Origin of the sequence: Victivallis sp. (assembly GCF_048170485.1) — a bacterium.
Lineage (GTDB): Bacteria > Verrucomicrobiota > Lentisphaeria > Victivallales > Victivallaceae > Victivallis.
The window spans coordinates 1-12860 of sequence record NZ_DBEXAY010000004.1 but is presented as its reverse complement, the minus strand read 5'-3'; the positions used below and the strand labels follow the sequence as shown (position 1 = coordinate 12860).

Here is a 12860-nt window from a genome sequence, read left to right as displayed (position 1 = left end):
GAGATTTTGTGTGGACATTTGCATAAGAAACAAATGGAAGAACACGGATTCTTTTCAAAGCTCCAGGCATGGTTAAGAAAGAAAGATATTTAAAACGATGAGAGAAAGGCACCGGCACAGGGCCTGTTTCCCAACTGGTTATCGCGACCAGGCTTTAACCGGAAAAGGGGAAACAGGCCGAGGCACTCAGATCGCGGGATCCACAGCTTACATCCGGCGCTCTGATGGCTCCGCCCGGGAAGCCCCCCTTCAGGGTTCCATCAGCTTCACACCCAGTTCATACGCTTTTTTGCACTCCTCCGGAAACACGGTCTCGTGACGAAGCCGTTTGGCGTCGCTGTCCCAGCAGCCGAGGTGGTAGCAGCTGTAGTCTTTCACCTGCATGGTATCCGTGGCAAGAAGCGTCTCACAGTGGCCGAAGTAGAGTTTCATCCAGTTTGCGTATCGCTGAAACAGCGCAGAGTATCCGAACTCTCCGAACAGAGACTCCGGTATATTCATCGTAAATATCCATGCCGTTTTTTTCGCAGGACTCAACGGTTTGCTGTAATCATCGTAGTTCAAATACTGAAACAGAAAACGTTCCAAAAAGGAGCGCATTTCTCCGGAAACTTCACTGAAGTAGATGGGACTGCCCAGCACCACGACCTCGGCTTCGTGAAGCCGCTTCAACACCGTGGCAAGATCATCGCGCACTACACAGCAATCGGGCCGCGGCTCCTTGCGCTGTTTGCACATCATGCAGCTGCGGCAACCGCGAAAATTCAGGTCGTAGAGATAGACCATCTCCGTCTCGGCCCCTGCAGATGCGGCGCCGGAAAGAACATTCTTCAAAAGGGTGTCGGTATTCCAGTTTTTCCGGGGACTCCCGTTGATTGCAATCACTTTCATGGTTTCTCTTTCTCCTGTAGATAGTGGGCGGCATTTTGCGTATATTTCTTTTCAAACACTTACAGATAAAAATGTTACTTACAACCGCCTGCGCAACCATTTTACCTGATACCGCCTTCGCAACGTTTGCAAGGCTCATACATTATCCGGGAAGCGGCGGCCCCCCGCTCAGGAACGGTACTCGCGGCTGTCGTAGGAGGCGGATTTCGGAGCGAACCGATGGTAGAATCCCCAGAGAAGTCCCGGCAGGGCGCCGCCGATGTGGGCGAGATAGGCGACCCCGCCGCCCGTTCCAGCGGACCGGGTCAGAAGCGCCAGCCCGATCTGCAGCAGAATCCAGAGCATGAATGCACCCCACGCCGGAATCGAAAACCAGTTGCGCCGCGCCATCAGCGCGCCGAATATACTCCGGGAAAACAGCATGAAGGAGAGCCGCACCTGCGGGAAACAGACCGCGTAACAGGCGATCACCCCGGAAATGAATCCGCTCGCGCCGACACACGGAATATCCGAGCGCGGATCGAAGAGCGCATGCAGCAGCGACGCACACAACCCGGAAGCCAGCAGCAGAAGCAGATACTTTCCCTTTCCGAATTCATCCTCGACATTATCCCCGCAGATCAGCAGAAAATAGAGGTTGCCGACCAGGTGCCAGATTCCGCTGTGCAGGAACATCGAACTCAACAGCGTCAATCCGCCGTGGCGCCCCCACTCCGCCGGAATGAATCCCCAGTTGTCGATCGTCTCGCGCAGATGCGGCACACTGAGGCAGAACACCAAAAGACAGAGCAGGGAGATCCCCCAGGTGATCAGCGGCAGACGGCGGGTGGCAGGCGCATCCAGCTCCACCGGAAGCCCGAGCAGGCCGACCAGATATTTCCACCCCTCGTCCGGAGCGTGCTCTCCGCCATCGAGTTGACGGAACTCCCGGTTGATCCTCTCCTCCTCCACCTGAATCTGCCGCAGGGCGAGGAGCTCCCGCGCCTTCGGCGGCAGCTCCTCCTCCGCCTCCGGTTCCGGCAGAGGAATCCGCTCCAGTTCGGCAGGATCGAACCAGACCGTCTGGCAGGTGCAGCAGAGATCCAGCTCCAGCGCCTTCCCCGACAGCGGCAGCGTGACCCGGCGCATCGGCATGTGACAGGAACCGCAGTCCGGCCCTGACTCCGCGTATCCGGTCCGCGCGGTCCGCCACAGGAGATCGACGAAAGCGCGATTGGCACAGAGACTCCGCAGACCGGAAACGGTCAGCATCCGGCCGCCGCAGGACGGGCATCGGAACACCACCACCTTCCGGTAGAATTCCCGCTCCAGCTCCTGGTCGCAGTTCGGACACCTCATCGCACCGGCCCCCCGCAGTCAGAGTAGAACAGCAGTCCGACCGGCCGCTTCCGCTCCGGCCGGACCGTTTTTCAGGCGGAACGCCCTATTTCCCGCAACGGATCGCGGCCTGCGCCGCCGCCAGACGGGCGATCGGCACCCGGTAGGGACTGCACGAAACGTAATCAAGCCCCTCCTTGTGGCAGAATTCGACCGACTTCGCCTCTCCGCCCTGTTCGCCGCAGATGCCGACCTTCAGCTTCGGTTTGACCGAACGGCCCCCCTTCACCGCGATATCGATCAATTTGCCGACGCCCGCCTGATCGATCGTCTGGAAGGGATCCGCCGCCAGCAGTTTCTTGTCGAGGTAATCCCCGAGGAAGGCGCCGATGTCGTCGCGGCTGAACCCGAAGGTCATCTGGGTGAGGTCGTTGGTGCCGAAGCTGAAGAAGTCCGCCTCGGCCGCCATCTGATCGGCCAGCAGTGCGGCGCGCGGAATCTCGATCATCGTGCCGACCTTGTACTCGACCGCCGGGACCTTGAACTTCTTCGCGACCTCCGCGGCGACGCGGGCGAGAATCTCCTTCTGGAACTTGATCTCCGACGCATCGCAGGTGACCGGGATCATGATCTCCGGCTTGCAGGTGTGCCCGTCGCGGTTCAGTTCCGCGGCGGCTTCGAGGATGGCGCGCATCTGCATCTCGGAGATCTCCGGATAGGTGATGCCGAGCCGGACGCCGCGATGGCCCATCATCGGGTTGGTCTCATGCAGCCCCTCCGCGCGGCGGGCGATATCGATCAGCTTGATGCCGAGCGCTTTCGCCAGTTCCTGACGCGCCTCCCGGGCGCTCGGAACAAATTCGTGCAGCGGCGGGTCGAGCAGACGGAAGGTCACCGGCAGCCCCTGCATCGCGGTCAGCGTCCCCTTGATGTCCTTCTTGACGAAGTGGAACAGCTCCTTGACCGCCTTCTGCCGCTCCTCCGGCGTCGCACTGAGAATCATTTTACGCAGGGCGAAGAGCGGCTTTTCGCTGTTCTTGCCGTAGAACATGTGTTCGGTCCGGAAGAGGCCGATCCCCTCGGCGCCGAAATTGCGGGCGATCTTCGCATCCTCCGGATTGTCGGCATTGGCACGCACGCCGAGCCGGCGGTATTTATCCACCAGCTTCATGAAGTGCTGAAGCTTCGGATTCTCGCTCGAATCCATCGTCGCCACCGCCCCGGCGTAGACGTAGCCGCGGGTGCCGTTGAGGCTGATGATCTCCCCGGCGCGGTAGACCTTGCCATCCACCTTCATGGTGCCGGCCACCTCATTGATTTCGAGGCATCCGGCGCCGACGATGCAGCACTTGCCCCAGCCGCGGCAGACCAGAGCCGCGTGGCTGGTCATGCCGCCGCGCGCGGTCAGAATGCCGGTCGCGGCGCGCATCCCCTCGACGTCCTCGGGGTTGGTCTCTTCGCGAACCATGACGACCGCCTCGCCTTTCGCGGCGGCCTTGACCGCCTCTTCGCTGTGGAAGACGATCCTGCCGACCGCGCCGCCGGGACCGGCGGGCAGGCCGCGGGCGATGAGCTGAGCGCTCTTCTCCGCCTTGGGGTCGAGAATCGGGTGAAGCAGTTCATCGAGCTGCGCGGGCGAAACCCGCATCACGGCGGTCTTCTCGTCGATCAGCTTCTCCTTGAGCATATCCATCGCCATGTTCAGCGCGGCGGTGCCGGTGCGTTTGCCGACGCGGCACTGGAGCATGTAGAGTCTGCCCTCCTGGATGGTGAACTCGATGTCGAGCATGTCATGGTAGTGCTGTTCAAGCGTGTTGCGGATGTCGAAGAGCTGCCGGTAGAGTTCCGGGTAGAGCTCCTCCATCGACTTGAGGTGCTTGTTCTGCTCGTTGCAGGTATCCTGGTTGAGCGGATTCGGGGTGCGGGTTCCGGCGACCACATCCTCGCCCTGCGCGTTGATCAGCCACTCGCCGTAGAACTTGTTGTCGCCGGTCGCAGGGTCGCGGGTGAAGGCGACGCCGGTCGCCGAGGTGTCGCCCATGTTGCCGAACACCATGCTCTGCACGTTGACCGCGGTTCCCCAGTCGTCGGGAATCCCCTCGATCCGGCGGTAGGAGACCGCCTTTTTGCCGTTCCAGCTCTTGAGCACCGCGCCGATGCCGCCCCAGAGCTGCTCCATCGCGTCGTCGGGGAATTCGCGATTAAGCGTCGTTTTGATCTGCTTCTTGAACTTGTCGCAGAGCAGCTTGAGATCCTCGACGGTAAGGTCGGTGTCGGAGGTGTAACCCTTTTTCGCCTTGAGCTCTTCCATCATCGCGTCGAGCTGTTTGCGGATCGCCTTGCCTTCGGCCGGTTCGATCCCCTCGGCCTTCTCCATCACCACGTCGGAGTACATCATGATCAGCCGCCGGTAGGCGTCGTAGACGAACCGCTCATTGCCGGTCTTGGCGATCAGCCCCGGAATGGTTTTTGTGGAAAGTCCGACGTTGAGGACGGTTTCCATCATGCCCGGCATCGAACTGCGCGCGCCGGAGCGGCAGGAGACCAGCAGCGGATTCTTCGCGTCGCCGAACTTCATGCCCATCTGCTTTTCGACCCCGGCGAGCGCGGTCTTGACCTGCTTCTCCACGCCGGCAGGCAGTTTGCTGCCGTTCTTGAAATAATCCACACAGCACTCGGTGGTGATGGTGAATCCGGGGGGCACCGGAAGCCCCAGCGAAGCCATCTCCGCCAGATTGGCGCCCTTTCCGCCGAGCAGTTCCTTCATCGCGCCGGAGCCTTCAGAGTTCCCGCCGCCGAAGGAGTACACATACTTCTTTCCTGCCATTCTCTCTCCCTTCCCTCTGTTGGACGATTACTTGAACGTATCGAAAACCCGCAGAATCGCCCGTTTTTGCTTGTTTTTCTCCAACCCCATGATCATAAAGGAGCCGCGCACCTCGATCGGATACGGGATCCCCTGAATGTACGTTCTGCCCTGTTCGGCGAGGCGCTCCAGCCGCTTCCGCTGGACGCGCGACGTGCGGTCATATTTGTAGACGCCGATCTCGGAACCATCCACCATGATGCCGCATCCGCTGGTCGCACGGAACGGGTCGGGCAGCAATGGCCGGACCCCGTCCACTTTGATGCCGGCGCGGGTCAGATAACCGGCGAAATCCTCCGGCCGCAGGTAGTTGTTGTCGATGGTCGTGCAACCGGTGAAAAAACAGCTCAGCATCACCAGCAGAGCCGGGACGGCGAAGCGAAAATTCGGCATGCGTTTTCCTCTCTCATTGGGCTCATTGATTGTATAATCTAAATCTATCATGACCAGATTGCAAGGCATTCCGCCAAATATTTTCGTCATCTCACATGAATTTCATGATTTCCGGGCGTGTCTCCCCGTCGGCCGGAAGATTTTCCTGAATCACCCGGGTGATTCCGTAGAGTCCGGCCAGCACATTCTCCCGGTGTTCCCCCTCGAACCGGTAGGCCGGGATGTATCCCCCGAGGGCGGCGATGAACCGCTCCCCCCGGTCGAACACCGGGAACGCCACCGACACCAGCGTCGGGTGCCAGTCCCGGATCAGCATCGGTTTTTCCGCAATCCGTTCCAGCTCGCGGAAAAAATCCCCCCGGGTCCGCACCGCCGGCCAGAGCGCCTCCCCCGGCAGGCCGGAGACGGCGAGAAACCTCTCCTGCTGCTGCCGGGTGCAGTGTGCCAGCAACAGCAGTCCGGTCGCAGTATAATAGACATCTTCGATCACAGTCGGATTGTAGTTGACCTGCAGTTTGTGGTGCAGATCCGGCTTCGCCTCGCAGATCACATAGCGCTTGGTGCCGTTCAGCACGGCGAGCACGACGCCCTCCTTCTGCTCCTGCACGAACTGCCGCATCGGGGAGTCCGCCAGCCGGACCAGTTCCGGGCGGTAGGCGAAGTTGTGGCAGAGGCCGTTCACCGCCGGGCCGAGCCGGTAGCCGCGCCGCATGCCGAGCCGTTCCATGTAGCCGAGCTCGACCATGCTGTTGACGATGTGGAAGCAGGTGGCGGGCTGGACGCCGATCAGGTCGGCCATTTCACGGATGGACCAGACCCGCTGTGGATCTTCCGCCACTTTCGCCAGAATCGTAAAGCAGCGTTCGATCACCTGAATCATGGCTCCTCCCGGTTGAATGTTCTCCTGTGTGCGGTCCCATAACAATACCGCGGGAACCGGACTTTGTCAAGTTCGGCGGACTATTTCCGCTCCAGCACGAACACGCACCCGACCGCGAAGAGATTGGGCATCGACGTGGTCAGCAGCGGGAAGGTCATCCCCACCGGAATCTCCTGGTAGATGCGGATTTCCAGATGGTTGCAGAGCCGTTGAAAGTCCCGGATGGTGCCGAGGTGGATGTTCGGCGTGTTGTACCACTGGTAGGGGATCTGGGTCGTCCGCGGCATCGAGCCGGCGAACAGCAGCTGAAGGCGGCAGTGAAAATGGCCGAAGTTGATGAAGCTGACCGCGGCGCGGCGCCCGACCCGGACAATGCGCCGGAGCAGCCGGTCCGGCCGTTTCACCTGCTGAAGCGTCTGCGAAAGAATCACCAGATCGAACGAATTCTCTTCGGCGAAGTCCAGCTCATCGTTGAGGTCGCTCTGAATCACCGGCACGCCGTTGGCGATGCATTGCGCGACCAGTTTGTGCTCGATCTCCATGCCGAGAATGTCGGCGCCGCGGGTTTCGCGGAGCATCTTGAGGAAACTGCCGTCGCCGCAGCCGAGGTCGAGCACCCGGTGGCCCGGCTGCACCAGGTCGGCGATGATTTTGAGGTCGTGCCGCAGTTTGAGATCCACGTAGAGAGATTCAACCATGGAGGCCCTCCAGACGGTTGTGCAGAAAATCCCGGAGCATCGGCCCCAGCACATCCGCTTCAAGCAGAAATGCATCATGCCCGTAGGCGGATTTGATTTCACAGAAGGAGACGTTCAGCCGGTTTTTGAGCAGTGCGTTGACGATCTTGCGCGACTCCACGGTCGGGAAGAGCCAGTCGCTGGAGAACGAAACCACCAGAAACGCCGCCGTCGCCGTCGAAAAGGCTTTGGCAAGATCCCCGCCCGCCCGCGCGGCCAGATCGAAGTAGTCCATCGCCCGCGTGATGTAAAAGTAGCTGTTGGCGTCGAACCGCTCGACGAAACGGCGCCCCTGATGCTCGAGATAGCTCTCCACGGCAAAGTCGCGGTGGAAATCGAAGCTGTAGGAGTCGGCATCCTGCAGATCACGCCCGAATTTCAGGCTCATCGACTCGTCGGAGAGATAGGTGATGTGCGCGAGCATCCGGGCGGCGGCGAGGCCGCGGTCCGGCACGTGGTCGGCGGAATAGTTGCCGTTGTTCCAGTTCGGATCGTACTTGATCGCCTCGCGGCCGACCCAGTCGAACGCGATGCTCTGCGGCGACAGCTGGCTGGTGGTGGCGATCGGCACGGCGCTGTCCAGCCGGTCCGGATAGTTGATCGCCCACTCCATCGCCTGCATGCCGCCCATGGAGCCGCCGACGACGGAGAGCAGTTTCTCAATGCCGAGGTAGTCGATCAAGTAGCGCTGGGCGCGAACCATGTCGCGGATGGTGATCACCGGGAAATCCAGGTTGTAGGGATTGCCCGTGTCGGGGTTGACCGAACGCGGTCCGGTCGAACCGGCACAGCTGCCGAGCACATTGCTGCAGATGACGAAGTAGCGGTTCGTATCGATCGCCTTGCCGGGGCCGACCATCTCGTCCCACCAGCCGGGTTTGGGATCCTCCGGCGTGTGCCGTCCGCAGACGTGAGCGTCTCCGGAGAGCGCATGGGTGATGAGAATGGCGTTGGAGCGGTCCGGCGCCAGGGTGCCGACCGTCTCATAACGGATGTTGACCCCTTTGAGCGTCCTTCCGCAATCGAGCGCCAACGGCTCGGGAAGTTGAAAATTCTGCGGTTTGACGATGAACTCCAAAGCTGCCTCTCTCCCGGATTTACAAGAACGAAAATGATATAATATAACGTATCGCCGTCATTTTTCAACCGGCAGGGTCCGGTTTTCGGGGAAACTCCCCTCTCCGTCCCCTCCGGCCTCCTCTTCAGGAAGGGGATAGAGCCGCATGATCCACTCGCCGTCGAGCGGGCGGCCGTTCCAGCGGGAACGGTGATAGTTCCGCTGTGCGTCACAGATCAGCCGCTGTTCCCCGGAGACCGCGAGCAGATCGACCCGCACGGTCCCGTCGGTGCAGGAGACCGGCATGCGCACTTTGGAAAATCCGGGGCGGTCCAGATCGAACAGCTGATCCTCGCCGTTGATTTTGACGGCGAGCCTTCCGGGCGTGACAGTGAGGAGCGTCCACTCCAGTTCCGCCCGGGCGGGGGAGAGCGGGAACCGTTTTTCCAGCATCATCCCCGGTTCGAGCGGCAGCTCCTGCCAGCCGCCGAAGGTCAATGGTCCGTAATCGAACCAAGCGCTCTTCCCGCCGCCGAGATCGAGCCGGGTGCCGGCGGGCCGGACCAGCCGCATCACCGCCGCTTCGCACTGCTGCCGGTAGAACTCATAGCCGGAGGTGGTCAGCCAGAAGGCGGCCACCAGAGCGCCGCCGCCGAGCAGCAGCGTCTGTTTCCGCGCCTGCGGAGCGCTCTTCCAGCGGCGGATCATCCAGCCGGCAAAGGCTCCACCCGCCACCGCCGCCAGCGGCAGAATCGGCGCCCGGAACCGGGAGAGGATGTAAAAGAGCGCCGTCGCCCCCCAGTAGGCCGCGATGAAGTAGAACAACAGCCAGACCGGCAGGGAGTCGCGAAGCCGCAGCCGGGGCAGCAGCACCACGATTCCGGCGAGGGCGAGAGCGAGCAGAAGTCCACTGCGGCCGAACACCAGCACCTGGAGAATCCGGCTCGCTTCGCCTTCTCCGTAGAGCGACACGTTGTTCGGAATCTCCCGGTAATCCCAGAAGAGCAGAAGTTTGCGGAACTGCAGTTCGAAGAACGCCGCCGGTTCCCGGCACATCCAGTCGAACATCTGTTCCGCCACCGACACACCGGAGCGGGAGAGCTCCATCATCCGGTGCCACGCCTCGGGGTACTCCATCGGTCCGGCGGGCAGACCGGGTTCCCGGCCGCCGGGCGGAGCCTCCTGCGAGTTGCCCAGCCCGAGCACGGCGTCGGCGGCGGTGCTCGGCCCGGAGAGCCGCCCCGTCACCCGCGTGTTGTGAATGGCGAACGGCAGCTGTACCGCGATCAACAGCCCGGCAAACACCCCCAGTCCGGCGGCGATGCGGCGCCCGGAGACGGCCCGGCGGCGTCCGGCCAGCACGCCCAGCAGCACAATGCCGGGGATCAGAATCCAGATGTTGCCGCGGGTCAAGATCGCGATTCCGGTCATGATGCCGGCGGTGATCCAGAACCGGAGCTGTTTCCACTCCATCGCCCGGAGCACCAGATAGAAAAGCAGAGTGAGGTTGAAAGACTGCAGTGTCTCGTTCTGATGGAACGGCGTATAGAGCAGAAGCGGCGTGGAGATCGCCGTGAGGACCGCCGCCGCGTAGCCGGCATTCCGGCCGAAGAGACGGGCGGCGGAGAGTCCGGCGAACCAGCAGCAGCCCGCGCCCAGCAGCGACTGCACCGCGATCACAAACCAGATCGATGCGCCGGAGACGAGATAAAGCACCGGCAGAAAGACCGCGTAATAGAACGGCTGATAGTAGAACTCCCCCGAATATTGAAACGCCGCCATGTCGCGGGCCAGCTGCATGTAGGTGGCCAGATCGCTGAGTTTCGAAGGGGAGAACACACTGTTGTTCCCGCCGTTGATTGCGGCGAGCTCCGCCGAAACGCCGAGGCGCAGCAGCAGAGCCGCGATGGAAATCCAGGCGAGATTCCGTAAAAAACGCCGCCCCTTGTCGCAGGCGGCGGCGCTTTTCCGAACTGTTGTTCCGGAGCGGGACATCAGACGGTCATGAGCTCCTTCTCTTTGGCCGCCAGAAGCTTGTCGAGCGTGGTGATGTACCGGTCGGTCAGCTTCTGAATGTCGTCGAGCATCTTCTTGAGTTCATCTTCGGTGTAGATGCCGTCCTTCTGCGCCTTCTTGGCCGCTTCGTTGCCTTCGCGGCGGATGTTGCGCAGAGCGACCTTCGCCTCTTCGCACTCGGACTTGGCCTGCTTCGCCAGCGCCTGACGGCGCTCCTGGCTCAGCTCCGGAATCGGCAGCTTGAGGGTTCGGCCGTCGCTCATCGGCGTGATGCCGATGTTGGAGGCGAGCAGAGCCTTCTCAATGGCGGAAACCGCGGTCGTATCCCAGGGCTGGATCACCAGCAGACGCGGTTCCGGCGCGGTGATCCCGGCGATCTCCTTGAGCCGGGTGGGGGTGCCGTAATATTCCACGGTCACATGTTCCACCAGCGCAGGGGAGGCCTTGCCGGTACGGATGGCGGAGAAGCTGCTTCCCAGCGCCTCTTCCGTCTTCATCATGTGCTCTTCCAGACTGTCGAGCAGATTGGTCGGATCCAGTTGCATTCTCATATCCTCCAGTCAAATACTTGTACTCTGAACGAAATATCCGGTAACATAACAACCGGAAGCGGAAATTGCAAATAAAATCCCCGGAATTCCCGCTTTTTTTCACTTTTTGCCCATGCCGGTTTGCGCGGCAAACCGCACCACCATCGAAACCTCCGCCGGGAGCTCCCCCGGATTGCCGATCTCATGCTCTACATCGCTTTCGAAAAGGATGAAATCCCCCGTCCTCAGCTCCGCCTCGTTCCCGCCGGCTTTCACCCGGATGGAACCGGAGAGCACCGTCAGAAACTCCTCCGTCCCCGGCGAGTGCGCCAGTGACCGGTGCACGCACCCCGGCGCCAGCTTCAATCGGTAAAGTTCCAGATCCTCCGCCATGTTCACCGGCGAAAGCACCTCGAACACCGCCCCCGATTCCGCCGCAATCGACGTGATGTTCTCCCGCCGGTTGACCTCGAAGCGTTTCGACCGTTTCCCCTCACCCCGCAGCAGCGTTTCGAAGTCGATGTTCAGCGCGTGGGCGATCTTCCACATCGTCGCAATCGTCGGATTCACCTTGTCCGCCTCGATCTGCGACAGCATCGCCTTCGACACCCCGCTCGCCGCCGCCAGCGCGTCCAGCGACAGCTGCTGCCTGCGCCGCTCCCGATGCAGGTTGCTCCCCAATGCCGGAGGATCCGGAATCTTTCTTTCCATATTCATTATACTATACTTTTTGTAGAATATATTAAATTTCCGGCTTGTATTTTCCACCTTCCGCTGTATAATATAACGAACATCATTTAAAATATCAAACAAAGAAAGTAAATTAAGGAGAAAAAACAGATGACCGCCACACTCTTTACTTCCATACAGATTCTGATTTTGCTGAATCCGTTTGCAGTGCTCTCCACCTTTCTGGCGATGACTCCGCGCTGGACGGAGCGGGAACGGCGTATGCTCGTGCTCCGGGCGATGATAACGGTCATCGTCGCCGGTGTCACGCTCTTTTTCGGAGGAAGTGTGATCTTCTCGCTCTTCGGCATCAACATCGATGTGTTCCGGATCGGCGGCGGCGTCATCCTCATGGTGTGCGCGATTTCGCTGATCTGGGGGAAAGCCGGCGCGGCGGATGACAACGGCGACGATCCCGGGCACGACATCGCAGTCGTTCCGATCGCCATCCCCATGGCGGTCGGTCCGGGCACCGCGGCCGGGCTGATCGTGATCGGTCTGGAGAATCACGGACTCTGGATGACGGTCTCCAACCTTGCCGCGCTGGGGTTTGCCACCGCACTGCTTGCCGGCCTTCTGCTGCTCGGCACGCGCGCCGAACGGCTGCTCCGCCGGCGCGGCATCGCCATCATCACCCGCCTGACGGGGCTGTTTCTCTCGGCGATCGCGGCGGGGATGATTCTCGATGGGGTAAAGAGCTTCTTCCACCTCTGAGTGGCGTATTTTCCTGTCTGTACCGTAGAAAAGAGCCTTCTTCCTCCCGGTAAACTGCCTGTCCCCCGGTCTGCTGCGAGCCTTCTTCTGCGCCGCACTTGGCCTGTCTTCTCCGGCCAATCTACCGGAATCCGGGCATAAAAAAACCTCCAGTTGTGTGCGAAGCAACTGGAGGTAAGAAAAATTCCGGCACCGTGCTACTCTCCCATAGTCAAATGTACAGTACCATCGCCGCTGGAGTCCTTAACTACCGTGTTCGGGAAGGGAACGTGTGTTTCTACTCCGCTATAAGCCCCGGAAAAAAATACAAAGAAAGAAAATGTTGAAGCGAAGTCTGAAAGAAGACTCAGTTGAGACAGGCTTTTTTCTTATGGCTTTTGGGAAGCGATAAGAAAAAAGGTGGTTAAGCCTCACGGCCGATTAGTAATGGTAAGCTGAATACATTGCTGTACTTACACCTCCATCCTATCGAGGTCGTAGTCTTCGACCGGCCTTGAGCCCCTTGCGGGGAGGGATATCTCGTCTTTGGGTGGGCTTGGCGCTTAGATGCTTTCAGCGCTTATCCGTTCCCGACATAGCTACCCGGCAGTGCAGCTGACGCCACAACCGGAACACCAGAGGTCAGTCATTCCCGGTCCTCTCGTACTAAGGAATGATCCCATCAAATATCCTGCGCCTGCGGAGGATAAGGACCGAACTGTCTCACGACGTTCTGAACCCAACTCGCGTA

The 12860-nt window shown here is 60.5% G+C and carries 11 protein-coding genes and 2 rRNA genes; 1 reads left to right on the top strand and 12 read right to left on the bottom strand.

Annotated elements, in window-relative coordinates; genetic code table 11:
- Positions 1-249 precede the first annotated feature (249 nt).
- From ACMLHG_RS00205 to ACMLHG_RS00160, 10 genes are all read right to left on the bottom strand, one after another.
- Positions 250-891: a flavodoxin family protein gene (locus tag ACMLHG_RS00205; RefSeq protein ID WP_417169139.1), complete on the bottom strand. Its 642-nt coding sequence runs from the start codon at positions 889-891 to the stop codon at positions 250-252.
- A 168-nt stretch (positions 892-1059) separates the two neighbouring features.
- Positions 1060-2229, bottom strand: coding sequence for a rhomboid family intramembrane serine protease (locus ACMLHG_RS00200; RefSeq protein ID WP_294435833.1), 1170 nt, complete (start codon positions 2227-2229; stop codon positions 1060-1062).
- 85 nt (positions 2230-2314) lie between these two features.
- On the bottom strand, positions 2315-5035 hold the full coding sequence (gene ppdK, locus ACMLHG_RS00195; protein ID WP_417169138.1) for a pyruvate, phosphate dikinase: 2721 nt from the start codon (positions 5033-5035) through the stop codon (positions 2315-2317).
- A 27-nt stretch (positions 5036-5062) separates the two neighbouring features.
- Positions 5063-5467 (bottom strand): hypothetical protein, encoded by a 405-nt coding sequence (locus ACMLHG_RS00190; RefSeq protein ID WP_294435831.1) that lies wholly within the window; start codon positions 5465-5467, stop codon positions 5063-5065.
- A gap of 91 nt (positions 5468-5558) precedes the next feature.
- The gene (locus ACMLHG_RS00185; RefSeq protein ID WP_417169137.1) at positions 5559-6347 is read right to left on the bottom strand and encodes an IclR family transcriptional regulator; all 789 of its coding nucleotides are present in this window, start codon (positions 6345-6347) and stop codon (positions 5559-5561) included.
- Between the two features lie 80 nt (positions 6348-6427).
- Complete coding sequence (gene metW, locus ACMLHG_RS00180) at positions 6428-7045, bottom strand: methionine biosynthesis protein MetW (RefSeq protein WP_294435829.1); 618 nt, start codon at positions 7043-7045, stop codon at positions 6428-6430.
- Complete coding sequence (metX, locus tag ACMLHG_RS00175; RefSeq protein ID WP_294435828.1) at positions 7038-8162, bottom strand: homoserine O-acetyltransferase MetX; 1125 nt, start codon at positions 8160-8162, stop codon at positions 7038-7040. The genes metW and metX overlap by 8 nt, the downstream gene beginning before the upstream one ends.
- Positions 8163-8219: 57 nt before the next feature.
- Positions 8220-10136 carry an ArnT family glycosyltransferase gene (locus ACMLHG_RS00170; RefSeq protein ID WP_417169136.1) on the bottom strand — a complete coding sequence of 639 codons (1917 nt, stop codon included), beginning with the start codon at positions 10134-10136 and terminating at the stop codon, positions 8220-8222.
- A complete protein-coding gene (gene frr / locus ACMLHG_RS00165; RefSeq protein WP_295812683.1) occupies positions 10136-10702 on the bottom strand; it encodes a ribosome recycling factor in 567 nt (188 codons plus the stop codon). Before frr ends, ACMLHG_RS00170 begins: the two co-directional genes overlap by 1 nt.
- A gap of 105 nt (positions 10703-10807) precedes the next feature.
- A complete protein-coding gene (locus tag ACMLHG_RS00160; RefSeq protein ID WP_294435825.1) occupies positions 10808-11398 on the bottom strand; it encodes a helix-turn-helix domain-containing protein in 591 nt (196 codons plus the stop codon).
- 129 nt (positions 11399-11527) lie between these two features.
- Here ACMLHG_RS00160 and ACMLHG_RS00155 point away from each other — a divergent pair, with 129 nt between their 5' ends.
- Positions 11528-12130 (top strand): MarC family protein, encoded by a 603-nt coding sequence (locus tag ACMLHG_RS00155; protein ID WP_294435824.1) that lies wholly within the window; start codon positions 11528-11530, stop codon positions 12128-12130.
- A 184-nt stretch (positions 12131-12314) separates the two neighbouring features.
- Here ACMLHG_RS00155 and rrf read toward each other — a convergent pair.
- Both rrf and ACMLHG_RS00145 read right to left on the bottom strand, forming a co-directional pair.
- A 5S ribosomal RNA gene (gene rrf, locus ACMLHG_RS00150) occupies positions 12315-12429 on the bottom strand.
- 100 nt (positions 12430-12529) lie between these two features.
- A 23S ribosomal RNA gene (locus ACMLHG_RS00145) occupies positions 12530-12860 on the bottom strand; the annotation flags it as partial.

What these genes read in the sequence shown, in the direction of transcription:
- ACMLHG_RS00205 (WP_417169139.1), bottom strand. Translation starts at nt 891, where the DNA reads ATGAAAGTGATTGCAATCAACGGGAGTCCCCGGAAAAACTGGAATACC.
- ACMLHG_RS00200 (WP_294435833.1), bottom strand. Translation starts at nt 2,229, where the DNA reads ATGAGGTGTCCGAACTGCGACCAGGAGCTGGAGCGGGAATTCTACCGG.
- ppdK (WP_417169138.1), bottom strand. Translation starts at nt 5,035, where the DNA reads ATGGCAGGAAAGAAGTATGTGTACTCCTTCGGCGGCGGGAACTCTGAA.
- ACMLHG_RS00190 (WP_294435831.1), bottom strand. Translation starts at nt 5,467, where the DNA reads ATGCCGAATTTTCGCTTCGCCGTCCCGGCTCTGCTGGTGATGCTGAGC.
- ACMLHG_RS00185 (WP_417169137.1), bottom strand. Translation starts at nt 6,347, where the DNA reads ATGATTCAGGTGATCGAACGCTGCTTTACGATTCTGGCGAAAGTGGCG.
- metW (WP_294435829.1), bottom strand. Translation starts at nt 7,045, where the DNA reads ATGGTTGAATCTCTCTACGTGGATCTCAAACTGCGGCACGACCTCAAA.
- ACMLHG_RS00170 (WP_417169136.1), bottom strand. Translation starts at nt 10,136, where the DNA reads ATGTCCCGCTCCGGAACAACAGTTCGGAAAAGCGCCGCCGCCTGCGAC.
- frr (WP_295812683.1), bottom strand. Translation starts at nt 10,702, where the DNA reads ATGCAACTGGATCCGACCAATCTGCTCGACAGTCTGGAAGAGCACATG.
- ACMLHG_RS00160 (WP_294435825.1), bottom strand. Translation starts at nt 11,398, where the DNA reads ATGGAAAGAAAGATTCCGGATCCTCCGGCATTGGGGAGCAACCTGCAT.
- ACMLHG_RS00155 (WP_294435824.1), top strand. Translation starts at nt 11,528, where the DNA reads ATGACCGCCACACTCTTTACTTCCATACAGATTCTGATTTTGCTGAAT.